Source organism: Aquamicrobium segne (genome assembly GCF_042656785.1).
GTDB classification, from domain to species: Bacteria; Pseudomonadota; Alphaproteobacteria; order Rhizobiales; family Rhizobiaceae; genus Mesorhizobium; species Mesorhizobium segne.
In genome coordinates, this window is sequence record NZ_JBHSLL010000018.1 from 64527 (window position 1) to 89871 (window position 25345).

Annotated in this window: 21 protein-coding genes and 2 tRNA genes; 14 read left to right on the top strand and 9 right to left on the bottom strand. The window is 55.7% G+C overall.

Features of this window, described 5'->3' with window-relative positions; all coding sequences use genetic code 11:
* Positions 1 to 39: 39 nt before the first annotated feature.
* From ACFPLB_RS07165 to glmS, 4 genes are all read left to right on the top strand, one after another.
* Positions 40 to 243: a hypothetical protein gene (locus ACFPLB_RS07165; protein WP_378228682.1), complete on the top strand. Its 204-nt coding sequence runs from the start codon at positions 40 to 42 to the stop codon at positions 241 to 243.
* A 132-nt stretch (positions 244 to 375) separates the two neighbouring features.
* On the top strand, positions 376 to 1122 hold the full coding sequence (locus ACFPLB_RS07170; RefSeq protein ID WP_378228683.1) for a cytochrome c biogenesis CcdA family protein: 747 nt from the start codon (positions 376 to 378) through the stop codon (positions 1120 to 1122).
* Positions 1123 to 1218: 96 nt separating this feature from the next.
* The gene (gene glmU, locus ACFPLB_RS07175) at positions 1219 to 2568 is read left to right on the top strand and encodes a bifunctional UDP-N-acetylglucosamine diphosphorylase/glucosamine-1-phosphate N-acetyltransferase GlmU (protein WP_378228684.1); all 1350 of its coding nucleotides are present in this window, start codon (positions 1219 to 1221) and stop codon (positions 2566 to 2568) included.
* 104 nt (positions 2569 to 2672) lie between these two features.
* Entirely contained in the window at positions 2673 to 4499 is a 1827-nt protein-coding gene (glmS, locus tag ACFPLB_RS07180) for a glutamine--fructose-6-phosphate transaminase (isomerizing) (protein ID WP_378228685.1), read from the top strand.
* A 38-nt stretch (positions 4500 to 4537) separates the two neighbouring features.
* Here glmS and recG read toward each other — a convergent pair whose 3' ends face one another.
* Positions 4538 to 6646 (bottom strand): ATP-dependent DNA helicase RecG, encoded by a 2109-nt coding sequence (recG, locus tag ACFPLB_RS07185; RefSeq protein WP_378228686.1) that lies wholly within the window; start codon positions 6644 to 6646, stop codon positions 4538 to 4540.
* 91 nt (positions 6647 to 6737) lie between these two features.
* Here recG and ACFPLB_RS07190 point away from each other — a divergent pair, with 91 nt between their 5' ends.
* Positions 6738 to 7034: an FAD assembly factor SdhE gene (locus tag ACFPLB_RS07190; RefSeq protein WP_378228687.1), complete on the top strand. Its 297-nt coding sequence runs from the start codon at positions 6738 to 6740 to the stop codon at positions 7032 to 7034.
* A 50-nt stretch (positions 7035 to 7084) separates the two neighbouring features.
* Positions 7085 to 10576, top strand: a complete 3492-nt coding sequence (mfd, locus tag ACFPLB_RS07195; protein WP_378228688.1) for a transcription-repair coupling factor — start codon at positions 7085 to 7087, stop codon at positions 10574 to 10576.
* A gap of 20 nt (positions 10577 to 10596) precedes the next feature.
* Here the strand turns inward: mfd and ACFPLB_RS07200 are convergent, their stop codons facing one another.
* Positions 10597 to 12432 carry an extracellular solute-binding protein gene (locus ACFPLB_RS07200; RefSeq protein ID WP_378228689.1) on the bottom strand — a complete coding sequence of 612 codons (1836 nt, stop codon included), beginning with the start codon at positions 12430 to 12432 and terminating at the stop codon, positions 10597 to 10599.
* 228 nt (positions 12433 to 12660) lie between these two features.
* Here ACFPLB_RS07200 and ACFPLB_RS07205 point away from each other — a divergent pair, with 228 nt between their 5' ends.
* Entirely contained in the window at positions 12661 to 13284 is a 624-nt protein-coding gene (locus ACFPLB_RS07205; RefSeq protein ID WP_378228690.1) for an invasion associated locus B family protein, read from the top strand.
* Positions 13285 to 13472: 188 nt separating this feature from the next.
* On the opposite strand, the gene rpsI is transcribed toward ACFPLB_RS07205, so the two are convergent.
* On the bottom strand, positions 13473 to 13952 hold the full coding sequence (gene rpsI, locus ACFPLB_RS07210) for a 30S ribosomal protein S9 (protein ID WP_378228691.1): 480 nt from the start codon (positions 13950 to 13952) through the stop codon (positions 13473 to 13475).
* Positions 13952 to 14416 (bottom strand): 50S ribosomal protein L13, encoded by a 465-nt coding sequence (gene rplM / locus ACFPLB_RS07215; protein ID WP_378228692.1) that lies wholly within the window; start codon positions 14414 to 14416, stop codon positions 13952 to 13954. Before rplM ends, rpsI begins: the two co-directional genes overlap by 1 nt.
* 480 nt (positions 14417 to 14896) lie before the next feature.
* Here rplM and ACFPLB_RS07220 point away from each other — a divergent pair, with 480 nt between their 5' ends.
* The 6 genes from ACFPLB_RS07220 (at position 14897) to ACFPLB_RS07245 (ending at position 22137) form a co-directional block, all read left to right on the top strand.
* Positions 14897 to 16180 carry an O-acetylhomoserine aminocarboxypropyltransferase gene (locus ACFPLB_RS07220; protein ID WP_378228693.1) on the top strand — a complete coding sequence of 428 codons (1284 nt, stop codon included), beginning with the start codon at positions 14897 to 14899 and terminating at the stop codon, positions 16178 to 16180.
* Between the two features lie 45 nt (positions 16181 to 16225).
* The gene (locus ACFPLB_RS07225) at positions 16226 to 16576 is read left to right on the top strand and encodes a cupin domain-containing protein (protein WP_378228694.1); all 351 of its coding nucleotides are present in this window, start codon (positions 16226 to 16228) and stop codon (positions 16574 to 16576) included.
* A 128-nt stretch (positions 16577 to 16704) separates the two neighbouring features.
* Positions 16705 to 17340, top strand: a complete 636-nt coding sequence (gene clpP / locus ACFPLB_RS07230; protein ID WP_378228695.1) for an ATP-dependent Clp endopeptidase proteolytic subunit ClpP — start codon at positions 16705 to 16707, stop codon at positions 17338 to 17340.
* A gap of 240 nt (positions 17341 to 17580) precedes the next feature.
* The gene (clpX, locus tag ACFPLB_RS07235; RefSeq protein ID WP_378228696.1) at positions 17581 to 18858 is read left to right on the top strand and encodes an ATP-dependent Clp protease ATP-binding subunit ClpX; all 1278 of its coding nucleotides are present in this window, start codon (positions 17581 to 17583) and stop codon (positions 18856 to 18858) included.
* Positions 18859 to 19138: 280 nt separating this feature from the next.
* The gene (gene lon, locus ACFPLB_RS07240) at positions 19139 to 21550 is read left to right on the top strand and encodes an endopeptidase La (RefSeq protein ID WP_378228697.1); all 2412 of its coding nucleotides are present in this window, start codon (positions 19139 to 19141) and stop codon (positions 21548 to 21550) included.
* A gap of 314 nt (positions 21551 to 21864) precedes the next feature.
* Positions 21865 to 22137, top strand: coding sequence for an HU family DNA-binding protein (locus ACFPLB_RS07245; protein ID WP_378228698.1), 273 nt, complete (start codon positions 21865 to 21867; stop codon positions 22135 to 22137).
* A gap of 79 nt (positions 22138 to 22216) precedes the next feature.
* Here ACFPLB_RS07245 and ACFPLB_RS07250 read toward each other — a convergent pair whose 3' ends face one another.
* From ACFPLB_RS07250 to ACFPLB_RS07265, 4 genes are all read right to left on the bottom strand, one after another.
* Positions 22217 to 22390 carry a YegP family protein gene (locus ACFPLB_RS07250; RefSeq protein ID WP_378228699.1) on the bottom strand — a complete coding sequence of 58 codons (174 nt, stop codon included), beginning with the start codon at positions 22388 to 22390 and terminating at the stop codon, positions 22217 to 22219.
* Positions 22391 to 22393: 3 nt separating this feature from the next.
* Positions 22394 to 22681 (bottom strand): hypothetical protein, encoded by a 288-nt coding sequence (locus ACFPLB_RS07255; protein WP_378228700.1) that lies wholly within the window; start codon positions 22679 to 22681, stop codon positions 22394 to 22396.
* A 141-nt stretch (positions 22682 to 22822) separates the two neighbouring features.
* On the bottom strand, positions 22823 to 23308 hold the full coding sequence (locus ACFPLB_RS07260; RefSeq protein ID WP_378228701.1) for an EF-hand domain-containing protein: 486 nt from the start codon (positions 23306 to 23308) through the stop codon (positions 22823 to 22825).
* A gap of 277 nt (positions 23309 to 23585) precedes the next feature.
* Positions 23586 to 23662 (bottom strand) — tRNA-Asp (locus ACFPLB_RS07265).
* 214 nt (positions 23663 to 23876) lie between these two features.
* Here ACFPLB_RS07265 and ACFPLB_RS07270 point away from each other — a divergent pair.
* Positions 23877 to 23952: transfer RNA gene (locus ACFPLB_RS07270), tRNA-Val, on the top strand.
* A gap of 18 nt (positions 23953 to 23970) precedes the next feature.
* Here ACFPLB_RS07270 and ACFPLB_RS07275 read toward each other — a convergent pair.
* The gene (locus ACFPLB_RS07275; RefSeq protein WP_378228702.1) at positions 23971 to 25275 is read right to left on the bottom strand and encodes a M23 family metallopeptidase; all 1305 of its coding nucleotides are present in this window, start codon (positions 25273 to 25275) and stop codon (positions 23971 to 23973) included.
* Positions 25276 to 25345 lie beyond the last annotated feature (70 nt).

The window sequence follows — 25345 nt, forward strand, 5'->3', positions numbered from 1 at the left end:
GCGAGTGCAGTTTGCCTCGCCGGGGGAGCATGACTTGTAATGAGCTATATATATAGCAGACGCCGAACTGAAACACTTGATTATCTGCAAGCGATGCTGGGTCAGCTGCGCACCATGGCAGAAGCCGAGCGCTGTGACATGCTGACCTATCTCATCGAAATGGCTTATCTGGAGGCGGGTGACATTATCCGGGGCGAACGGCCTATCAATGTAGATCAGACCCAGCGTATCGATACTGCGTAGGGCAAAAAGCAGATTGCTTTTCTGTGGGCAGGGTGGGCCGGATGCGAGATTGGGTCGCACCCGGCTTATCAAGCTGTATATAAACTGCTTTGTTCCGGCTATTCGTCCGGCCAAAATCGCAGGAAAGCAGTGATGGAACTCGACATAGGGTATGCAAGTGCAGTCGTGGCCGGAGCCTTGTCGTTTCTGTCGCCTTGCGTTCTGCCGCTGGTGCCGCCCTATCTGTGCTATATGGCAGGGGTTTCGGTCGATGATTTTCGTGGGGATGCGACCGTGGCTGCAAAGGCCGGTGCGCGTACCCCCCTCATCATTGCTTCGCTTGCCTTTGTGCTTGGCTTTTCTACCGTTTTCATCGCGCTGGGGGCCGGGGCCTCGACGATTGGCCGTCTGTTGCGGGTGTGGCAGGAGCAACTGGCTTTTGGCGCAGGCATCCTGATCATCATTATGGGCCTGAATTTCCTTGGGCTGATCCGTATCCCGCTTTTGTCACGTGAGGCCAGGTTCCAGGGGGAGGGCAAACCGGCAAGCGCTATCGCCGCCTATGTGATGGGGCTGGCTTTCGCCTTTGGCTGGACACCGTGCATCGGGCCGGTTCTGGGGCCTATTTTGACCCTTGCCGGTGGGCGTGAAACGATTGGCGAAGGGGCCTTGCTTCTGGCAGCCTATTCACTCGGGCTTGGCATCCCTTTTTTGATTGCCGCCCTGTTTTCAGGCGCCTTCATGCGATTTTTGGGCCGGTTTCGGGTGCATCTGGGCCGGGTTGAGAAGGTGATTGGTGGCCTTCTTGTGATTGCGGGCGTCTTTTTCCTGACCGGCGGCGTGCAGACCGTGGCATTCTGGCTTTTGGAAACCTTCCCCGTTCTGGGCCGATTGGGATAGTTTTTATATCCTCACCGGAATTTAACCGCATTGGTTCATCAGCAAGGCAATGCTAAATAGCTCCATCCGTTACAACAAGAACGTGGTTTTTACCTGATGAGCCAGCGAACCTGTCTTTCGATCATTCTTGCCGCGGGCGAGGGTACGCGCATGAAAAGCGCGCTGCCAAAGGTGCTTCATAAAATTGCCGGGCTGCCCCTGGTTGCGCATGTGGCAAAGGCTGCACAAGGGGCTGGCGCGGGTGATCTGGCGCTGGTTGTTGGCCATGGCGCTGAAAAGCTGCGCCTTGCTGCGGAAGATTTTGCGCCGGAAGCAGAGATTTTTGAGCAAAAGGAGCGCCTAGGTACGGCCCATGCCGTTCTTGCCGCGCGCGCTGCACTAGAGCGTGGCCATGATGATGTGCTGGTGATGTTTGGCGACACGCCCCTGATCGATGCCGACGCCCTTGTCAGGGCGCGCCAGCGTCTGGCGCAAGGGGCGGCAGTGGTCGTGCTTGGTTTTTACACCGATACTCCTTCCGGTTATGGGCGTTTGATTGAAGAAAATGGCCGCTTGACCGCCATTCGTGAGGAGAAGGACGCCAGCGAGGAGGAGCGCCGCATCACCTTCTGCAATAGCGGGTTGATGGCAATTTCAGGCCGCTATGCGCTGGATCTTTTAGGCGCTGTGGGCAATGCCAATGCCAAGGGCGAATATTATCTGACCGATATTGTCGAGATTGCTGGCAAGACAGGGCTTGATGTTGTCGCCATCGAGGCCAGTTTTGAAAATGCGCTGGGCATCAACAACCGTGCTGAACTGGCGCAGGCGGAAAATATCTGGCAAAAGCGCCGCCGCCATGAGGTCATGATGGCTGGCGTGACGCTGATTGCGCCCGAAACCGTGTTTTTTGCGCATGATACCCTGATCGGGGCCGATGTGCTGATTGAACCCAATGTCTGGTTCGGGCCGAATGTGCAGGTGGCATCCGGGGCCATTATTCGCGCCTTCAGCCATCTGGAAGGGGCAAGACTGGCCGCTGGTGCGCAGGTTGGGCCTTTTGCACGGCTGCGCCCCGGAACAGACTTGAAAGAACGTGCCAGGGTCGGCAATTTCTGTGAGGTCAAGAAGGCCGTTGTGGAGGAGGGCGCCAAGGTCAACCATCTGACCTATATTGGCGACGCGCATATCGGGGCCGGCGCCAATATTGGGGCAGGCACCATCACCTGCAACTATGATGGCTATTCCAAATTCATCACCGAGATTGGCAAGGGCGCTTTCATCGGCTCGAATTCTTCGCTGGTTGCCCCTGTTTCTATCGGCAATGGTGCTTATGTTGCATCAGGCTCGATCATTACGGAAAATGTGCCCGATGATGCGCTGGCTTTTGGGCGGGCGCGTCAGAAAACTTTTCCGGAAAAAGCCCGTGCTTTGCGCGCCAGACGTGCGGATGCGGCAAAGAAGTAATCGGTGGTCAGAAAAACAGACGCCAGAACGAAATTTGATTTTTTCATTGGCCGGGTCCTGTCTGGACAGTGGCGGGTTTATTCAGGATTGAGGGTCAAACAGATATGTGCGGTATAGTGGCAGTCGTGGGCAAGACGCAGGTTGCGCCCCTTATTGTTGATGCGCTCAAGCGTCTTGAATATCGCGGCTATGATTCGGCAGGTGTTGCCACCATTCATGCGGGCGAACTGGGCCGCAGGCGCGCGCAAGGCAAGCTGGTCAATCTGGAAAACCGCCTGAAGGATGAGCCGTTGCCGGGTGCAATCGGCATTGGTCATACACGCTGGGCAACCCATGGTGTGCCCAATGAAACCAATGCCCACCCGCATTTTTCAGGCGATGTGGCCGTTGTTCACAATGGCATTATCGAAAATTTTGCCGAATTGCGTGATGAACTGATTGCCGATGGCTATCTTTTCATCTCCCAGACCGACACCGAAGTCATTGCCCATCTGATCGAGCGGGAATTGAAACGGGGTTCAGCCCCGGTTGAGGCCGCCCACAGGACACTGAAGCGCCTTCAGGGGGCTTTTGCGCTGGCCATCATGTTCAGAGGCGATGACAATCTGGTGATTGGGGCCCGCAATGGCCCGCCCCTAGCGATTGGCCATGGCGAGGGCGAAATGTTTCTTGGCTCTGACGCCATTGCGCTGGCGCCTTTCACCAATTCAATCACCTATCTGGAAGATGGTGACTGGGTGGTTGTGCGCCGCGACAGCGCCGCAATCTTTGATGCCGATGGCAATGCGGTTGAGCGCCGTCGCCAGCAATCGCAAGGTGCGGCCTATCTGGTTGACAAGGGCAATCGCCGACACTTCATGGAAAAGGAAATTCATGAACAGCCGGAGGTGATTTCGCATACGCTGGCCCATTATCTGGATTTTGCCAATGGCGTGACCCGCAAGCTGGATCTGCCCTTTGATTTTAACGCCATCGACCGGCTGGCGATTTCCGCCTGTGGGACGGCCTATCTTGCCGGACTGATCGGCAAATACTGGTTTGAGCGTTATGCGCGCCTGCCGGTGGACATCGATATTGCGTCGGAATTTCGCTATCGTGAAATGCCGCTTTCAGCGCGCGATGTGGCCCTGTTCATTTCCCAATCGGGCGAAACGGCTGATACGCTGGCCTCTTTGCGCTATTGCCGCGAGGCTGGCATGACCATTGGCGCGGTGGTCAATGTGCGTGAATCAACCATTGCGCGTGAATCGGATGTGGTGCTGCCGACTTTGGCTGGCCCTGAGATTGGCGTTGCTTCCACCAAGGCTTTTACCTGCCAGCTTTCGGTTCTGGCTTCGCTTGCTGTGCGGGCGGCTGTCGAGCGTGGAAAAGTTTCGCCGGAAGAAGAAAAGGCGCTGGTGCGCCAATTGTCTGAAACGCCGCGCTTTGCCAACCAGACCTTGCAAAGGATAGAGCGCCAGATCGAGAAGCTGGCGCGTGAACTTTCCTATTACAAAAATGTGCTTTATCTGGGCCGTGACACCAATTTCCCGCTGGCCATGGAAGGGGCGCTCAAGCTCAAGGAAATTTCCTATATTCACGCCGAAGGCTATGCGGCGGGCGAATTGAAACATGGGCCGATTGCGCTGATCGATGAAAAAATGCCGGTGGTGGTGATTGCGCCTTACGACCGGATTTTTGAAAAAACCGTCTCCAATATGCAGGAAGTTGCAGCCCGTGGGGGCAAGATCATCCTGATTACCGATGAGAAGGGGGCGGCCAATGCCACGGTGGAGACAATGGACACCATTGTCTTGCCGGATGTGCCGGAGATCATCTCGCCCATTGTCTATGCACTGCCGATCCAGCTTCTGGCCTATTATACGGCTGTTTTCATGGGCACGGATGTTGACCAGCCGCGCAATCTGGCCAAATCAGTAACGGTGGAATAGCCGTCAAGGTTAAGGATCCAGGACGCACAAGAAAAATATCAACCGGCACGCAGCAGGCGCACCGCGTCATCCTTGCCAAACAGATAAAGCAAAAGCCGCAGCGCCTTGCCGCGCGGCGTTTGCAAGTCCGGGTCGGTCGCCAATATCAGCCTGGCATCGTCACGTGCGGTTTCAAGCAAATCGGCATGGGTATCGATGCGGGCGATCTGAAAACCCGGCGTGCCGGATTGGCGCGTGCCCAGCAATTCGCCTTCGCCGCGCAATTTCAGATCCTCTTCGGCAATGACAAAACCGTCTTCGGTTTCACGCATCACCGCAAGTCTGCGTTTGGCCGTCTCGCCCAATGGCTCCTTGTAAAGCAGGACGCAGGAGGAGGGTTTGGAGCCGCGCCCGACCCGTCCGCGCAATTGATGAAGCTGGGCAAGGCCGAAACGCTCGGCATGTTCGATGACGATGATGGTGGCGTCAGGCACATCCACACCCACCTCAATGACTGTAGTGGCGATTAAAACCCGGGTTTTCCCTTCCTTGAAGGCGCGCATGGCCTCGTCTTTTTCTGACCCCTTCATGCGGCCATGAACAAGGCCGATCTGGTCGCCAAAGACGGGCTGAAGAGAGGCAAAGCGGTCTTCGGCGGCCATTAGCTTCACCTCTTCCGATTCCTCGACAAGCGGGCAGATCCAGTAGATTTTCTGCCCCTGCGCCACCGCATCGCGAATGCGCCCGACCAGTTCAGACAAGCGCTCCAGCGGCAGCGTGACTGTGCGGATCGGCTGGCGACCGGCTGGCTTTTCGGTGAGCCGCGAAACATCCATATCGCCAAATGCGGTCAAAACCAGCGTGCGCGGAATGGGCGTTGCAGTCATCACCAGCATGTCGGGCGCATCGCCCTTGGCGGTCATGGCCAGCCGCTGATGCACGCCAAACCGATGCTGTTCATCGACCACAGCCAATACCAGCCGATGAAAAACCACGCTTTCCTGAAACAATGCATGGGTGCCGATGACGATATGGATCGAGCCATCGTCCAGACCTTCCAGAACCTGCTTGCGCTCACGGCCTTTTTCGCGCCCCGTCAGTACTGCAATTTTAAGCCCTGCACGTTCTGCCAATGGTGCGATAGTGGAAAAATGCTGGCGGGCCAGAATTTCGGTCGGCGCCATCAAGGCGGCCTGTCCGCCAGCCTCCACCGCACGTGCCATGGCCAGCAGCGCCACAACGGTTTTTCCTGAGCCGACATCGCCTTGCAGCAGGCGCAGCATGCGCTCAGGTCTGGCCAGATCGGCATGGATTTCGGCAAGCGCCCTGTCCTGTGCGCCAGTCAGCGCATAGGGCAGGCTGGCGCGCAAGGCGTCAACAAGCTGCCCGTCTCCGGTCAGCGGCTGGCCGGACAGGCGGCGCACACGGGCGCGCACCAGTGCCAGTGAAACCTGCCCGGCCAGAAATTCATCATAGGCAAGTCTGCGCCATGCCACATTATCGGGGGCTGCATCAATCGGTGTTTCAGGATTATGAATACGCGCAAGTGCGGCATCAAAGGAAGGAAAAGACTGGCGGCGCAGGAAGGGTGTATCCTGCCATTCCGGCATTTTTGGCACTCGCGCCAGCGCCTGCGTAATGGCGCGGCGTAAAACCTTTCCTGAAAGTCCGGCAGTCAGCGGATAGACCGGCTCGACCAGCGGCAGACTGGCCGCATCTTGCGCCAAAGCGATATGGTCGGGATGAACCATGGAGGGGCAGCCATTGAACCATTCCATCTTCCCCGAAACAATCACTTGCGCGCCTTCCGGCAGTTGCTTTTCCAGATAGCTGGCATGAGCATGGAAAAAGGTCAGTGTAATCTCGTCAGTGTCGTCATGGGCAAGGATGCGATAAGGCACCGAGCGATTGCCACGCGGTGGCGGCTGATGGTGGTCGATGATGAGATCGAGCGTGACAATTTCACCGGGGGCAGCATTGGCAATGCCGGGTCGGCTGCGCCGGTCGATCACCGAACTGGGCAAAAGAAACAAAAGATCGGCAGTGCGCGCACCGTGTGCCCCCCGATCGAGCGGCAGGATGCGCTCCATCAGGGCGCCAACCTTGGGGCCGACACCGGCCAGCGAAGTAATGGGCGTAAACAAGGGATCAAGCAAAGATGGGCGCATGGGGGTAGATTAGAGTTTGCAGGGTGTGTTGCAAGGCTGACATTGGCCCCTATCCACGCTATATGCGCGCCATCGTGCATAAGGAGCCATCATGAGCGGAACATCAAGAACAAGCGAAGGGCTGGATATGCGCCGCCGCAAGCTGCTGTTTCGCTCCTGGCATCGTGGAATGCGCGAGATGGATCTTATTTTGGGCAATTTTGCCAATGCCGAGCTTGCGGGGTTGAGTACTGACGAGCTTGACCAGTATGAACGCCTGCTCGACATCAATGACACCGAGCTTTTGCCATGGATCACCGGCCAGAACCCGATTCCTGGAACTCTTGACCTGCCGATCCTGCACCGTGTTCTTGAATGGAAAACCAGCGCCATATTGCGGCCTGTGTGATCTGCCCAAAACCTCGCCTGATCTTGTTTTAGTTTAAAAAAGCCTGTTTCATGAGCCTCATTCCCAAAGTCGGCCTGCCAAAAACCAGCATTGGCTCTTTCATTCTTGATGGCGTTGCCGATGGCTATGAGGCCTTTGCTCTGTCGCAGGCTGCACGCGAGGTTGCGGCAGATGGCCCGCTGCTTTTTGTTGCCCGTGACGGGCAGCGGCTTCCGGCCATTGTCGAGGCGCTCAGTTTTGTCGATCCCGGCTTGCCGGTTCTGGAGCTTCCGGCCTGGGATTGCCTTCCCTATGACCGTGTATCGCCCGGCTCTGATGCGGCTGCGCGTCGCCTTGATGCGCTGGCGGCGATTGCCGCCTTGCGGGAAAAGCCGCACCGCGCGGTGGTGCTCACCACTGCCAACGCCCTGCTGCAAAGAATGCCGCCGGCCCAACTCATCGAGGCGCAGACTTTTCGGGCCCGACCCGGCAATCAGGTCGATATGGATCTGCTGGTCAGGCGGCTGGAAAATTCCGGTTTCGAGCGTGTGCCCACGGTGCGTGAAGTGGGTGAATTTGCCGTGCGCGGCGGGATTCTCGACCTTTATGCCCCGGGCACGCAAGAGGCGCTGCGTCTTGATTTCTTTGGCGATACGCTGGAATCAATTCGCAGCTTTGATGTGGCCAGCCAGCGCACCATTGGCCAGCGTACGGAACTGACCATGCAGGCCATGAGCGAGGTGGCGCTGAATGCTGACAGCATCAGCCGCTTTCGCCGTTCCTATATCGAGGCTTTTGGTGTCCCTTCGCGTGATGATGCGCTTTATGCCGCCGTCAGCGAAGGTCGCCGCTTTGCCGGTATGGAACACTGGCTGCCCTTCTTTTATGAGCGGCTGGAAACGATTTTCGATTATCTGCCGGATGTGCCGGTGGTGTTTGATCATCTGGCGAATGAGGCGCTTGTTGAGCGCCACGCGCAGATCCTCGACCATTATGAGGCGCGCAAGCAGCAAAGTGAGGGGGCACTGAAAGATGCGGTGCCCTATCAGCCGGTTGCGCCGCAATTCCTGTATCTGTCGCCCGATGACGTAAAACTTGCCACAACCAAGCGTGTTGCAATCGAATTGACGCCCTTTGCTGCACCCGATGTGGGGGAACGCAAGGTCTTTCATGCGGGCGCACGCGCCGGGCGCAGCTTTGCCGAGGAACGCGCCGACCCCAATGCCAATGTGTTTAGCGAGGCGGTCAAACATATTTCCGACCAGCGCGCCGCTGGCCGCCGTATTGTCATTGCTGGCTGGACGGAAGGCTCGCTGGACCGGCTGGCGCAAATTCTGGCCGAGCATCATCTGGGCAATTTGAAGCAGGTTGCAACGCTTGGCGCGGCTGAAAAACTGGAAAAAGGGCAGGCGGCACTGGCCGTCTTGCAACTGGAAACCGGTTTTGAAACCGATGACATGGTTGTTGTCGCCGAGCAGGATATTTTGGGTGACCGGCTGGTGCGTCGCTCAAAAAAGCGCAAACGTGCCGCTGATTTCATCTCTGAAGCAGGCTCACTGTCTGCTGGCGATATTGTCGTTCATGCCGACCATGGCATTGGCCGCTTTATCGGCCTGCAAACCATTCAGGCGGCTGGCGCACCCCATGATTGCCTTGAAATCCACTATGCGGGCGATGACCGCCTGTTTCTGCCGGTTGAAAATATCGAACTTTTATCGCGCTATGGTTCGGATTCGGCAGAAGCCACACTTGACAGGCTGGGCGGCGGCGCCTGGCAGGCGCGCAAGGCCAGGCTGAAGAAACGCCTGCTGGATATGGCAGGCGATCTGATCCGTATTGCAGCCGAGCGCCAGATGCGCACAGCCCCCGCCATGATCCCGGCAGAAGGGCTTTATGGCGAGTTTTGCGCCCGTTTTCCTTATGAGGAAACTGACGACCAGCAAACAGCTATCGATTCGATCATGGATGATCTGTCGGCGGGCCGGCCCATGGATCGTCTGGTGTGTGGCGATGTCGGCTTTGGCAAAACCGAAGTGGCGCTGCGTGCTGCCTTCATTGCCGCCATGGAAGGTTTTCAGGTGGCGATCGTCGTGCCCACGACCTTGCTGTCACGCCAGCATTACCGGACATTTTCGCAGCGTTTTGCCGGTCTTCCGGTCAAGGTGCGGCAGGCGTCACGTCTGGTTGGCGCAAAAGAACTGGCTGAAACCAAAAAGGGACTGGAAGACGGCACGGTCGATATTGTGGTCGGCACCCATGCGCTGCTTGGTTCAGCCATAAAATTTAAGAATCTGGGCCTGCTGATCATCGATGAAGAGCAGCATTTCGGCGTCAAGCACAAGGAGCGTCTGAAAGACCTGAAAAGTGATGTGCATGTGCTCACCCTTTCGGCCACGCCCATTCCGCGCACATTGCAACTGGCGCTGACAGGGGTGCGTGAATTGTCGCTGATCGCCACCCCGCCGGTGGACCGCATGGCGGTGCGCACCTTCATGTCGCCTTTCGATCCGCTGGTGATCCGCGAGACCTTGCTGCGTGAGCGTTATCGTGGCGGCCAGAGTTTTTATGTCGTGCCGCGTATCAGCGATCTGGCCGAGATCGAGGAATTTCTTAAAAATGAAGTGCCTGAACTGAAGGTTACGGTTGCGCATGGTCAGATGCCGCCCGGACGGCTCGATGACATCATGAACGCTTTTTATGAAGGCCAGTATGATGTGCTGCTGTCCACCACAATCGTCGAATCCGGCCTGGATATTCCAACCGCCAACACCATGATCGTGCACCGTGCCGACATGTTTGGCCTGGCTCAGCTTTACCAGTTGCGTGGTCGGGTCGGGCGCTCCAAATTGCGCGCCTATGCGCTGTTTACCCTGCCAGCCCGCAAGAAGTTGACCGATACGGCCGAGCGCCGTCTGAAAGTTCTACAATCGCTCGATTCCTTAGGCGCTGGCTTCCAGCTTGCCAGCCATGATCTGGATATTCGCGGTGCGGGCAATCTGCTGGGGCAGGAGCAATCGGGCCATATCAAGGAGGTGGGTTTTGAGCTTTACCAGCAGATGCTGGAAGAAGCGGTCGCCGAGGTCAAGGATTCGGGCTCTGTTGCAGATAGTGGCTGGTCGCCACAGATTTCCATTGGCACGGCGGTGATGATCCCTGAAACCTATGTGCCTGATCTGCAATTGCGGCTGGCGCTTTACCGGCGGCTTGGCGATCTGGAAACACCGGAGGAAATCGATGCCTTCGGGGTGGAACTGATCGACCGCTTCGGCCCGCTGCCCGATGAGGTGACACATCTGTTGAAGATCGTCTTCATCAAGGCGCTGTGCCGCACCGCAAATGTCGAAAAACTCGATGCCGGGCCAAAAGGCGTGGTTATCCAGTTCCGCAACAAGACATTTGCCAACCCTGCCGGGCTGGTCAAATTCATTGGTGAACAGGGCATTCTGGCCAAAATCCGCCCGGATCAAAGCATTGTCTTCATCCGCGACTGGCCGACGCCTGACAAGCGCCTGGCCGGTTCTGCGGTGGTGATGATGCAACTGGCCAAGCTGGCAAGTGCTTGAAATTTCTCGGCTTTCAGTTTTCAGTTTGGCTTCATCCACCATGTTGCAAGCTGGAAGCCGAAAAGCGGGTCCTTGTCGGGGTGCTCAAACCGGTTCCAATAGGCAATAAGCTGCTGCGGATTATGCTGCATCGGGATCATGTAATTGCCTGAAATCAGCAAGCGGTCGAGCACCCGCACAGCCGCCACGAAATCTTCCTTTTCTCGAGCATTGAGCATGGCTTCAATAGCGGCATCAACAGCCGGATCGGCAACGCCAGCCAGATTGAAGGAGCCTTCACGGCTGGCTGCTTGTGAACCCCAGCGCCCGATCTGCTCAATGCCCGGCGACAGTGAATTGTTGAAGCCGCTAGAGCCGATCAGCATCTCGAAATCAAAACGCTGCTTGCGCGATTGGATCTGGTCGCCATCAAGGGCGCGGATGGTGACTGCAATACCAAGCTTGGCCAAAGTGCGCTGATAAAGGGCCGCCAGCCGCTCTTCATCTTGCGAGGCGGTCAGGATCTCAAAGGTAAAAGCCTGTCCGTCTGCATCCAGCATCACGCCATTTTCAATCTTGAAGCCAACGCTTTTGAGCAGATCAAGCGCGCTTTTAAGGGCAGCACGGTCCTGTCCTGATCCATCATTTTGTGGTGGACGCCAGCTTCCATCCATCACATCTTGCGGCACCCGGCCGGGATAGGGGGCAAGCAGTGCTTTTTCCCTGTCGCTGGCTGGATGGCCGAGTGCTGAAAGCTCAGAACCTTGCCAGAAGCTCATGGTGCGGGCGAGATTGCCACCAAACATGTTCTTGTTGGCCCATTCAAAATCGTAAAGCTGGCCAAGGGCCTGCCGCACGGTCGGGTCGGCGAATTTGTAAAGCCGTGTGTTGAATAAAAAGCCGGTAACGACGGGCGGAATGCCCAGATCATAGGCTTTGATGAGAACACGCCCGTCTTGTGCAGCGGCAAAATTAAACTCGCGCTCCACCTGCAACGGCCCCATGCCCGTATAAAGCGGCCCGGCATAGGCGCTGCAAATGCCTTTTTTAAAGGCTTCAAACTGAGCGGTGGCGTTGAGGAAATATTCGATGGTGATCTTGTCGAAATTGTTAAAGCCGCGCTTGGTCGGAATATTTTTGCCCCAATAATCAGGGTTTTTTTGAAAGACGATGCGCTGGCCCGGTGTCACCTCTTCAATCACATAAGGGCCGGAGCCGGTGACGGGTTTGAGTGTGCCGCGATCAAAATTGTCGATGTTAAAAAAATGCTTCGGCACAATCGGTGTGATGGCGATGATCAGCGGAAATTCCCGGTCGGCATGTTCATTGAAGGTAAAGCGCACACTGTGCGGCCCGGTCTTTTCCAGTCTTTCCACCCGCTTCATGCGGTCGGAATAGGGCGGGCGTCCTTTTTGGGTGAACACCTCATAGGTAAACAGCACATCTTCAGGCGTGACCGGTTCACCGTCAGACCATCTGGCGTCCGGGTTGAGATGAAACTCGATCCATTTGCGCTCTTCATCCATCTCCACGCTTTGCGCCAGCAGCCCGTAAAGGCTGAAGGCCTCATCCATATTACGCTCCATCAGCGGCTCAAAAACGAGATTGCCGAAAATCGTGTCGATAACGCCGCGCGCGGTGGTGCGCAGGCTTTTCAGGATAAAAGGATTGAGATTATCGAAAGTGCCGACCACGCAATAGGTGATTTCACCACCTTTGGGCGCCTCTGGATTGGCATAGGTAAAATGGGTGAAATCTGCTGGCAGGGACGGTTCGCCCTGCATGGAGATGGCGTGACGCGGTTCTGCGCTGGCTGCGTGAGGCGCAAAAGGCAGCATGGCAAGGGCGGCACTCAGCCACAGGGCAGTTCGGTTCATGATGGGCTTCCGATAAAGCAATATGCTGATTCGGTGGCGAACTTATCACGCGATGTGTAAATCCGCTGTTCACAGTCGTGAAATACGCTGTACAGACTGGATTTGACAGCCGTTGCAGTGTAACACGCGCCAAGAGCCATTCTGTTGCCGCATTTTCGCAACAGATAGCGTTGCGGTGTGGCGGCGGGCCTGCACCGGGGACACAAAAGTCGAGAGGAAACGCACCTTATGTCCAGCCTGAAATCCAGAGCATATCGCCTGTCGGTCATGATGGCCGGTGTGGCCGGGTTCCTCGCAGCCGGGTTGCCTCAGGCCTCGGCGCAGCAAGTTCCACAAGGTTGGTTCAAGGCCTGCTCGAAGCAGGAAGATGTCGATATCTGCAATGTGCAAAATATCGTCACTGCCGCCAATGGCCAATTGGTGACCGGTGTGAGCATGATCGACTTGCGCGGCAAGGTAAACCGCAAGGTTTTCCAGGTCACCGTGCCCAGTGGCCGCCTTGTGCCTCCCGGCATTGCCCTTGAGGTTGATAATGGCAAGGCGCAGAAGCTTGATTATGTCATCTGCTTCCCGGACCGTTGCGTAGCTGAAGTGCCGATGACCGACCAGATCGTCACCTCCTTCAAGAAGGGGTCGGAGATCACCTTGACCTCTATAAATTTCCAGAACCAGCCGAACCCGATCAAGATTTCGCTTCAGGGTTTTACCGATGCGTTTGAAGGTCCGGCCTTGCAGGCTTCAGACATTGAAGACCGCCAGAAGGCGCTTCAGGAGTTTGTCTCCAAGAACAATGAGGACTTTGCCAAGAAGCTTAGGGAAGAGCAGGAAAAGGCCAAGGCTGCGGGCAACTGATTCTGCCCTGCTCAACCGGAATTATTTTTTAAAAAAAGGCTCCGCTTGGCGGAGCCTTTTTTATTTTTACGTGACTGATGAATCTGGTTTTTCCCTACACCCGGAATGCAAAAAGGCCGCCTCGAAAGGCGGCCTTTTTGATTGAAATACAAGTCTGAAGCTTAAGTCTTCGAGAACTGGCCCGAAGCTTAACGCTTCGAGAACTGGAACGAACGGCGGGCCTTGGCGCGGCCGTATTTCTTGCGCTCGACCACGCGGCTGTCGCGGGTCAGGAAGCCGCCCTTCTTCAGCACGCCGCGCAGTTCCGGCTCATAATAGGTCAGAGCCTTGGAAATGCCGTGGCGCACTGCACCAGCCTGGCCGGACAGACCACCGCCGGCGACTGTCGCGACAATGTCGTACTGGCCGGCACGGTTGGCAGCCACCAGCGGCTGGTTGAGGATCATCTGGAGAACGGGGCGTGCAAAATACTGCTCCTGTTCCTTGCCATTGATGACGATCTTGCCGGAGCCGGGCTTGACCCAGACGCGGGCGATGGCGTCCTTGCGCTTGCCGGTGGCATAGGCGCGGCCCGACTTGTCGAGCTTCTGGACGTGGACCGGCGCGGCCGGCTGCGCGGTCTGGGCAACAGCGCCCAGGTCTGCGAGCGAGGAAAGCTGCTCAGTCATTATTTGACCTTCTTGTTCTTGGCGTTCAGCGCGCCGACGTCGAGCGTCTCGGGCTGCTGGGCCGTGTGGGGGTGATCGGAGCCTGCATAAACGCGCAGATTTTTCATCTGGCGACGGCCCAGAGGACCGCGCGGGATCATGCGCTCAATGGCCTTTTCAAGAACACGCTCGGGAAAGCGGCCCTCGATAATCTGGCGCGCCGTGCGCTCCTTGATGCCGCCAGGATGGCCGGTGTGCCAGTAATATTTCTTGTCGGTATATTTCTTGCCCGTCAGCGCCACCTTGTCGGCATTGATGATGATGACATTGTCACCATCGTCGACATGGGGGGTGAATGTGGGCTTGTGCTTGCCGCGCAGACGGTTGGCGACGAGAGAGGCAAGACGACCAACGACGATGTTTTCGGCGTCGATCAGAACCCACTTCTTCACCACGTCCGCAGGCTTCTGCGAAAAGGTTGTCATGTTCTGTTTCCATAAAGGACCCTGCCTGCCTTTAAGGGGCGGACACGGCGTTTCTTGTTGCTTGAATTGGCAGCTTTTGCCGCCAATGATGAACGATAGCCCAAAAGCTGTTGTCCGAGGCGGTTTATAGGGGAGGCTGATAGGGCGGTCAAGCCTGATCTGGCTCATGCTTCTTTTAAAAAATCAATAAAAACAATTATATAGATATGAGGTATTATTTTACCTCATTTATTAATGTGCAATAACGCCAGCCAGACAGATCCAGTTGCAGCGCTGCTTTGAGTGCAGGGCAAAACCCGATAGCTTATCCTGACATGGCTGACAGCTCGATGAAACTGGAATAAAGTTTCCCTTGTCAGGGTAATGGCAGGATTTTTATTCCAAAAAACGCACAACCATGGTGTTTTGCGCTTTGCCACTTGCCTTGGCAGGAGCAATGATAGCAATAAGTCTCTCAATTTTACCTTCTGGAGGAATGAAATGTCGCAAAGCGCTCCCGGTTTCAACACGCTGGCTGTCCATGCGGGCGCCAAGCCGGACCCGACCACCGGATCGCGCGCGGTGCCGATCTATCAGACCACCTCCTTTGTTTTTCAGGATGCCGATCATGCCGCCTCGCTGTTTGGCCTGCAGGCTTTTGGCAATATCTACACCCGCATCATGAACCCCACGCAAGGGGTTCTGGAAGAACGGGTTGCAGCGCTGGAAGGCGGCACGGCAGCCCTTGCGACCGCATCAGGCCAGGCAGCCCATCTGGTGGTTTTCCATACGCTGATGCAGCCGGGCGACAATTTTGTCGCCGCCCGCAAGCTTTATGGCGGCACCATCAACCAGTTTGGCACCTCCTTCCAGAGTTTTGGCTGGGATGTGCGCTGGGCCGATGTGGATGATCCGGCAAGTTTTGAGGCGCTGATCGATGAGCGCACCAAGGCCATTCATATTGAAAGCCTTGCCAATCCGGGCGGTGAATTTGTCGATATTCAGGTCTTTGCCGACATTGCCCACAAGCATGGGCTGCCGCTGGTGGTCGATAATACGCTTGCCTCCCCCTATCTTTTGCGCCCGATCGAGCATGGCGCGGATATTGTCGTCCATTCACTGACCAAATTCATTGGCGGTCATGGCAATTCGGTCGGCGGTATCATTGTCGATGGCGGCACATTTGACTGGTCGAAATCGGACAAATATCCGCTTCTGTCGCAGCCGCGCCCGGAATATGCCGGCATGGTCCTGCATCAGGCTTTTGGCAATTTCGCTTTTGCGCTGGCGGCACGTGTGCTGGGTCTGCGCGATCTTGGACCGGCAATTTCACCCTTCAACGCATTTTTGATCCTGACAGGTCTGGAAACCTTGCCGCTGCGCATGCAGCGCCATTGTGACAATGCGCTGGCGGTTGCGGAATGGCTGTCAAAGCATCCCAAGGTCGAGTGGGTTTCCTATCCGGGGCTGGCTTCCGACAAGAACCATGCGCTTCAGCAGAAATATTCGCCCAAGGGGGCGGGCTCTGTGTTCACTTTCGGCCTCAAGGGCGGCTATGATTCGGGCGTAAAATTTGTCGAAGGGCTGGAGATGTTTTCGCATCTGGCCAATATTGGTGACACCAAGTCGCTGGTCATTCACCCGGCTTCCACCACCCATCGCCAGTTGAGCGCCGAGCAGCAAAAGCTTGCTGGCGCAGGTCCCGAAGTGGTGCGCCTGTCGATCGGCATTGAAGATATCAAGGATATTATTGCCGATCTGGAACAGGCACTGGCCAAGGCCTGATCTTCATGGCAGGCAGGGTTTCGGATCAAATCGGAGCCCTGCACCATGGCGCAAGAAAAATTTATTACGCTTGATATATCCGGCATCGAGCCGGAAGAGGGCGCTCCAGCACCAGAGCGCCTCATTTCAGGCAATCCGCAATTTCGCACATGGAATATCGAAGAGCGTGATGGCGCCCTTTATGCGGGCATCTGGGAATCGACACCTGGCAAATGGCGTATTTCCTATGATGAATGGGAATTTTGCCACATCCTTTCCGGTGTTTCAGTCATATCGGAAGAGGACGGTGAGGCACGCCGCGTGCAGGCTGGCGATTCCTTTATCCTCAGGCCCGGCTTTAAAGGCGTCTGGGAAGTGCTTGAAACGACTCGCAAGCACTATGTGATCCGGCTTTGACCGGGCATCAGGGTCAGGGTCTTGCACAACGATAAGCTGCTAGCCTATTTACGGGATGAGAAGCAAAGTGATTCAATGATGGCGGCGCCTCGTTTCGTGCCGGTTTGGCCCCACCTTAAGGACATTTCATGAAAGACCCGATCGAAACCTATATGAGCCTTGTTCCGATGGTGGTCGAGCAGACCAATCGCGGTGAACGGGCCTATGATATTTTCTCGCGCCTTCTCAAGGAGCGCATCATCTTCATCACCGGTCCGGTCGAAGACGGCATGGCGACGCTGGTTTGCGCCCAGCTTCTGTTTCTTGAGGCGGAAAATCCGAAGAAGGAAATTTCACTCTATATCAATTCGCCTGGCGGCGTGGTCACCAGCGGCATGGCCATTTATGATACCATGCAGTTCATCAAGCCGGCTGTATCGACGCTGTGCATCGGGCAGGCTGCCTCGATGGGATCGCTGCTTTTATGTGCAGGTGAAAAGGGCATGCGCTTTGCCACGCCCAATGCGCGCATCATGGTCCACCAGCCTTCGGGGGGCTTTCAGGGGCAGGCGTCCGATATTGAGCGCCATGCGCAAGATATCATCAAGCTCAAGCGTCGCCTCAATGAGGTCTATGTCGAGCATACCGGCAAGGACTATGAGACTATTGAAAAGACACTCGACCGTGACCATTTCATGACCTCGCAAGAGGCGCTGGAATTTGGACTGATCGACAAGGTTCATTCCACACGTGAGGCGGCAGAGGCGGAGAACCCTTCAGCCTGATGGGTCAAGGTGATGGAAATGCCGCATTTTAAGGTGATTTGCGGTATTTCGGCCACATTTTGCTGTTCCCACGGGTGATGTGATTGCCTAACGTTAAACCTCTGTTGATTTTCGGTGGGGTAGGCTTCATCTGAGGGCTGCGGGAAGTGTCATATATTTTTTTAATGGCGTCATCCTCAAGGCGAGAGAATGCGTCATGTCGGCCAGGCCACCGGCAGACGGTCATGAAAGGACTGGAAGATGAGCAAGGTCGGTAACAGCGGTGGCGCAGATTCCAAGAACACGCTTTACTGCTCGTTCTGCGGCAAGAGCCAGCACGAAGTGCGCAAGCTGATTGCTGGACCCACCGTCTTCATTTGTGATGAGTGTGTCGAACTGTGCATGGACATCATCCGCGAGGAAAACAAGACCTCGATGGTGAAGTCGCGTGAGGGTGTGCCCACGCCGCAGGAAATTATCGCGGTTCTTGATGATTATGTGATTGGCCAGCCCTACGCCAAGCGCGTCTTGTCGGTCGCCGTACACAATCACTACAAGCGCCTTGCGCATGCCAGCAAGAACAATGATGTTGAACTGTCCAAGTCCAACATTCTGCTTATCGGCCCGACTGGCTGCGGCAAGACGCTGCTGGCCCAGACGCTGGCCCGCATCATCGATGTGCCCTTCACCATGGCTGACGCCACAACGCTGACGGAAGCCGGTTATGTGGGCGAAGATGTCGAAAACATCATTTTAAAACTGCTTCAGGCTGCCGATTATAATGTCGAGCGCGCCCAGCGCGGCATTGTCTATATTGACGAGATCGACAAGATCACCCGCAAATCCGACAATCCCTCGATCACCCGCGATGTGTCGGGCGAGGGCGTGCAGCAGGCGCTGCTCAAGATCATGGAGGGCACGGTTGCCTCGGTGCCGCCGCAAGGGGGCCGCAAACATCCCCAGCAGGAGTTCCTGCAAGTGGACACGGTCAATGTCCTGTTTATCTGTGGCGGGGCGTTTGCGGGGCTCGACAAGCTCATTTCTGACCGTGGGCGCAAGACCTCCATCGGCTTTGGTGCGTCTGTCGCCTCGCCCGAAGAGCGCCGCAGTGGCGAGTTGTTTCGCATGGTGGAACCGGAAGATCTGCTCAAATTCGGTCTGATTCCTGAATTTGTCGGCCGATTGCCGGTTCTGGCGACGCTTGAAGATCTGGACGAGGCAGCCCTTGTGCAGATCCTGTCGGAGCCGAAGAATGCGCTGGTCAAGCAATATCAGCGCCTGTTCGAGATGGAAAATGTTGAACTGACCTTCCATGAAGGTGCGCTTTCAGCCATTGCGCGGCGCGCTATCGAGCGCAAGACCGGTGCGCGCGGCCTGCGCTCGATCATGGAGGCAATCCTGCTGGATTCCATGTTTGAACTGCCTGCGCTGGAAGGGGTTCGGGAAGTGGTGATCTCGGAAGAGGTGGTGTTGGGCAATGCTCGCCCGCTCTATATTTATTCCGATGCGAAGGAAAAGAAGGACAATGTCAGCGCCTGACGTTCGGTTGGCGCTTGCCTCTTGATCTTTGCTTTGCCTGTATCCACCTAACAGACAAGTTCGGGGTTGATTTCTGCGCTGCAAGCCGCTGTTGCAAACGGTGGTAGGCGGAACGATCCCCGGTTGTTAAAGCATGATCCTGGAAAAGTTGCAGACTTTTCAGATAAGATCATGCGAAAAATAAAAACTTGGAGCATGATGACGTTTCAGGAGAAAATCATCATGCTCTGATAGAGGATTCGCGTTTGGCTCAAGGCATGCGCGAAGGAAAGGTTTGACAATGACCAAAATTGCACAGCCTGCAGATGACAGTGTGTTGGCGGTTCTTCCGCTGCGCGACATCGTCGTCTTTCCGCATATGATTGTGCCTCTTTTTGTTGGTCGTGAAAAATCGATCAAGGCTTTGGAAGAGGTCATGGGTCAGGAAAAGCAGATCCTGCTGGCCACCCAGAAAAATGCTGCCGATGATGATCCGCAAGCCGACGCCATTTATGAAGTCGGCACAAAGGCCAATGTGCTTCAGCTTCTGAAACTGCCCGACGGCACCGTCAAGGTGCTGGTTGAGGGCACTGAGCGCGCGCGTATCGATGGCTTTACCGAACGCAGCGACTTTCATGAAGCCCGCGTCTCGGGTCTGGTCGAGCCGGAAGAAGACGAGATCGAGATTGAGGCGCTTGCCCGCTCGGTGATTGTGGATTTTGAAAATTACGTAAAGCTGAACAAGAAGATCTCGGCCGAGGTGGTTGGCGCCACCAGCCAGATTGAGGATTATTCCAAACTTGCTGATACGGTTGTTTCGCATCTTGCAATCAAGATTCCTGAAAAGCAGGAAATGCTGGCCACCCTTTCGGTGAAGGAGCGTCTTGAGCGCGCCATGAGCTTCATGGAAGCCGAGATTTCTGTTTTGCAGGTCGAAAAGCGCATCCGTTCGCGCGTCAAGCGCCAGATGGAAAAGACGCAGCGCGAATACTACCTCAACGAGCAGATGAAGGCGATCCAGAAGGAGCTTGGCGAAGGCGAGGACGGCCGTGATGAGGCTGCCGAACTGGAGGCACGCATCCAGAAGACGCGGCTTTCCAAGGAAGCCCGCGAAAAGGCCGATGCCGAACTGAAGAAGCTGCGGACGATGTCGCCCATGTCGGCAGAGGCCACCGTTGTGCGCAACTATCTGGATTGGCTCTTGTCGATCCCGTGGGGCCGCAATTCAAAGGTCAGGCAGGACTTGAATTTTTCCGAAGAGGTTCTGGACGCCGATCATTACGGCCTTGAGAAGGTCAAGGAGCGGATCATTGAGTATCTGGCGGTGCAGAGCCGTCAGCGCAAGCTCAAGGGGCCGATCCTGTGCCTTGTCGGCCCGCCCGGCGTTGGCAAGACCTCGCTTGGCAAGTCCATCGCCAAGGCGACAGGGCGCGAATTTGTGCGTATGGCGCTTGGCGGTGTGCGTGATGAGGCTGAGATTCGCGGTCACAGGCGTACCTATATCGGTTCGATGCCCGGCAAGGTCATCCAGTCGATGAAGAAAGCCAAGAAATCCAATCCGCTCTTCCTGCTTGATGAGATCGACAAGATGGGTCAGGATTTCCGCGGCGATCCGTCTTCGGCAATGCTGGAAGTGCTGGATCCTGAACAGAACTCGGCTTTCATGGATCATTATTTGGAAGTTGAATATGATCTGTCGAATGTGATGTTTGTGACCACAGCCAATACGCTGAATATCCCGCCCCCTCTCATGGACCGTATGGAGATCATTCGTATTGCCGGCTACACCGAAGATGAGAAGGTCGAGATCGCCAAACGGCATCTGATGCCCAAGGTGGTTCGCGATCATGCGCTGCAACCTGGCGAGTTCTCGGTCGATGATGCGGCCATCCGCGCCATCATCCAGACCTACACCCGTGAAGCGGGTGTGCGTTCGCTGGAGCGCGAACTGATGAAGCTGGGCCGCAAGGCGGTGACCGAGATCCTGAAGACCGGGAAAAAGTCGGTGGCGATCACGCCAGACAATCTTGATGATTATCTGGGCGTGCAGCGCTATCGCTTCGGCATGGCCGAGACGGATGATCAGGTGGGTGTCGTCACCGGCCTGGCCTGGACCGAAGTGGGCGGCGAATTGCTGACCATTGAAGGTGTCATGATGCCCGGCAAGGGCCGCATGACCGTCACGGGCAATCTGAAGGATGTGATGAAAGAGTCGATTTCTGCGGCAGCCTCTTATGTGCGTTCGCGGGCTATCGACTTTGGTGTGGAGCCGCCGCTGTTCGACAAGCGCGATATCCACGTGCACGTTCCTGAAGGGGCAACGCCCAAGGATGGTCCTTCGGCGGGCGTGGCCATGGCAACGGCTATCGTGTCTGTTTTGACCGGCATTCCGATCAGGGCGGATGTGGCGATGACCGGTGAGATCACGCTGCGCGGCAGGGTCTTGCCAATCGGCGGGCTGAAGGAAAAACTTCTGGCTGCACTTCGCGGCGGTATCAAGACGGTTCTGATCCCGGAAGAAAATGTCAAGGATCTGGCCGAGATACCCGACAATGTGAAGAATGGCCTGGAGATTATCCCGGTTGCCCGTGTCGGTGAGGTCTTGAAACATGCGCTGGTGCGGATGCCGGAGCCCATCGAGTGGGTGGAGCCGGTTGACACGCCAGCCGCTGTGGAAACAGTGCAGGGCATTGCCAAGCCGATGGCTCATTAAGACCTTTGTGGCTGCGCCGGATGGTGCATCTGACGCAGCCCACAAGGAAGGCTCAAACAGGCATTTGGATCATTTCATCTGCTTGTGTGAAAACAGGAATCGATCTGGAAATTGCCGCCTGACAAGGCTGTCATTGCCGAAAAATGATGGGAAGGCCGGGTAAATCCCGGCCTTTTTGTTTGAAATCCCCGGAAAACCGGGGATTTCAAGGGTCATAGAGTAAATTTCCACTTGGTTGCGGAAGCGCTTCTTTCTACAGTTCAGCTTCTGCCGGATGAGTCTTTCGTCCCGGTTCTCTCATGAAAGGGAAATTTATGAACAAGAACGAACTGGTGTCTGCTGTTGCCGAAACTGCAAATCTTTCCAAGGCTGATGCTCAGTCGGCAGTTGAGGCGGTGTTTTCCGTCATCACCGGCGAGTTGAAAAAGGGCGGGGATGTCCGGCTGATCGGCTTTGGTAATTTTTCTGTCTCGAAGCGCGCCGAGACGACCGGCCGTAATCCACAGACTGGTGCAGAGGTGAAAATTCCGGCTCGCAACGTGCCAAAATTCTCTGCCGGCAAAGGCCTTAAAGACGCTGTCAATTAAGCGTTTACAAGCCAGCAGGTTTTTTTAAGCCGCATTTATGCTTGCGTCAGATATAACCATCTGACGCAAGCATAATGTTTTAGCTGTTATCTTCAACAGGCGCGCCCGGTCCGTTTTTCTTGATCGAGTCAATGGCGTTTTGAGCACTTGCCTTCGAGCTATAGCCCTCGGTCGAGAACATGATCTCGCTGTTATATTTAAAGCGAACGCGAAATTCGCCAGCCTTGTCCCTGTAAATTTCAAATTTATGCATGGATCAAGACCTTTTGAATATTTTGTTGATGACGAGGCCGGCAACGATCTGAACGATTGCACCAGCCACGCCGCCGCCAACAAGCTGCCCGGCAAGTGCAGCGATATCAAGCCCGCCAGCCGCAGCGCCACCAGCGCCTAAAAGCGAGCCGAGCAGTGAACCACCACCGAGGCCACCAATGGCGCCAGCGATGAGATTGCCGATATTGCCAAGATCGGAGTCCTTGATGACCTTGCCGCCTGCAGCGCCGCCCGCGAGGCCGCCTACAAGTTGAGCGAGAATAGCTTCCATGATTGTCCCCGGTAAAATGTTGCGTACCGGAAGATTATAAAGACATATGGGTGGAAACTAAAAGACAATTACAGCCTTCAACATCTTTTGGTTGTAGAAAATGCTCCACCGCCTTCAGGCGACGGAGCACTCCCTATTGTTTTAGCGCTGCATCTTGTGGTGGAAGCCATGGCCGCCGCCACGCTGGCCATGCTTGCCGCCCTTGTGGTCAGCCTTGTGAGCAGCCCGCATTTCCTTGCGGTCGAGCTTGCCGTCATCATTGCGGTCGAGAACTGCAAACTCCTTGGCTTTCTGCTTTTCGATTTCATCCAGCGTCACAGTGCCATCGCCGTTGATGTCCAGGCGGCGCTCCATGCGGTCAGCCATGCGCTTGACCATCTGCTTGAGGGCGTGAGCTTCGATTTCTTCGCGATCCAGCGTGCCGTCGCCATTGGTATCGGCTGCCTTGAGGTCATCAAGCTTTGAGAATGTGGCCAGATCAATCGGGGCGCGATTGAAACGCTTGCCAGGCTTCTGCATTTCCTCGGCAACTTCAGGGCTGTCGATCTGCTCTGCATCCTGTGCCAGAGCATAGCCGGTGGAAGCCAGGGATGCGACGAGAATGACGGATGCAATGGTACGTTTCATGAGATTCAACTCCAATTATTTTTCATTTCACGTCTGGGAGGACGCGATATCAGGATCGCGGCTCGCGGGTGAACAGGAGATGAATGCTGGCATTAAACCTTTGTAATGTTTGGAAAGAGGCGGAAGGAAAGACCACACATATGCGACCAAGACAAAGGCTTAAAGCGGATTGCGCGAATCTGAAAGATCGCGCCGCTTTGGCCTGATCAAAAGATAAAACATATTATCGGGAAAAATAAAATTTCAGTTAGTCAAAGGCATAAGCCTTTAAAATAACTGGCGCGAGTGACGGGGCTCGAACCCGCGACCTCCGGCGTGACAGGCCGGCACTCTAACCAACTGAGCTACACCCGCGCTTGCAACAAACACTGTGTTCATGTGTGTGTCGATGTCGGCTGGATAAGGGGTTCGTGTGCAGGTGTCAAGCACTCTGGAGGTGCTTGTATGAAAACTTGCAATGTTTTCCTCAAGCCTGTCGCGAGGGGTTCTTTTTCAATGATAAAATCGTGGAATTTCCGCTTGGGGCTTGCGAATACAGCAGGAACCGCTTAATGCTCCGGCCCGTTGGGGGCGATTAGCTCAGTTGGTAGAGCGCTTCGTTTACACCGAAGATGTCGGCGGTTCGAGTCCGTCATCGCCCACCATGTTTTTAACGCTTGATTCTACAGATATTGCTGTACAGCCTTGCCTGCCTTCAGGAATCGGATGGGGTTGAGCGCCTGACCATTGCGCAAAATTTCATAGTGAAGATGCGGGCCGGTTGAGCGGCCGCTGTTTCCGGTATAGCCGACAAGTTCTCCAGCCTTGACCGTCTGTCCGACAGACACCGTTATATGGCTGAGATGGGCGTAGCGACTGGACAGGCCGTTGCCATGATCGATTTCAACCATACGTCCATAGCCACCATTCCAGCCGGCACTGACAATGGTGCCGGAAGCCGAGGCCTTTGCATTCGTCCCGATCGATGCCCGAAAATCCATGCCTGAATGGAATGCACTGGCGCCGATCAGCGGATCACGCCTGACTCCAAAAAGGCTGGTGACTTTTTGGCCGGGGACCGGGTGGGCAAGGGGCAGGCGGTGTGTTTCCTGTCTGATCTGGCTCAATGTCTGCAGGGCCTTGTCAAGCTCTTGAAGCCTGTCGTTAAAAGACGTTGTGCTCTTCACAGGAATGAGAGGGCCGCCCATATGGCTGTCAACACTGTCTGCCTGTCTGAAAGCGGGTTTTCCCGGCAGTCCTGCTGCTTCAAGCACGTCAGAAATTGCGTCTGCATTGTGCAAGGCTGCATCCGTCAATTGGGCGATATGGGTAAGCTGCCTGTTCTCAACCGTCTTGAGAGACTGTTCAATGCTGACAAGAAGATTGGCGGCAGAAGAGGCGGCATCGGCCATGGTGGTGGAGGTGGGTGCATCTCCTGTTCTTGTTGTCCAGCTTGCAAAAGGTGAAAGACCAGCCATGGCGGCTGTGATCGGCTTTTCCATATGCTGGATCGAGCCGGTCATTTTAGGGGGTGTTTCTTCCTGTCGCTTTGCAGGAACAGGGACATGGAGCGGCAGATTGCCACCAATCTCACGCTGTGCCCGCTCGACAACCGGCAGAAGTTGGCTTTGCTGCTGGCTAAGCCTGCTCTGGCGCTCGGCCAGTTCAGCAACTCTGGTCTCGATAAGCTGCTGATCGAGCATTTGCCGACTGGTGATTCTGTCAAGCTGTACGCGCAGTGTGGCAATGCGCTCTTCATAGGCTTGCTGGATGCGGGTCTGGCGCTCTGCTGAGGTGCTCAAAACCGTATCGCGCAGCATGAGATAAGATGTTGCTCCCAGATATCCCAATGAAAGCGTGATGACGGTAGAGGTGAGCAATCCGGCCAGCCATGGGCGAATGGTGAAGTGGCGAACCCGCTCACCATGAGCGATGATAAGCGTATGCGGTTCCTTGCGCTTGCCAAAAGATGAGGGCTGACCTGCCATGATATACCCCGTTAACCATGCCAATGCGCAATTTATGCGCTGTTAGGGTTAACAAAGCTTTGTTTTGCAG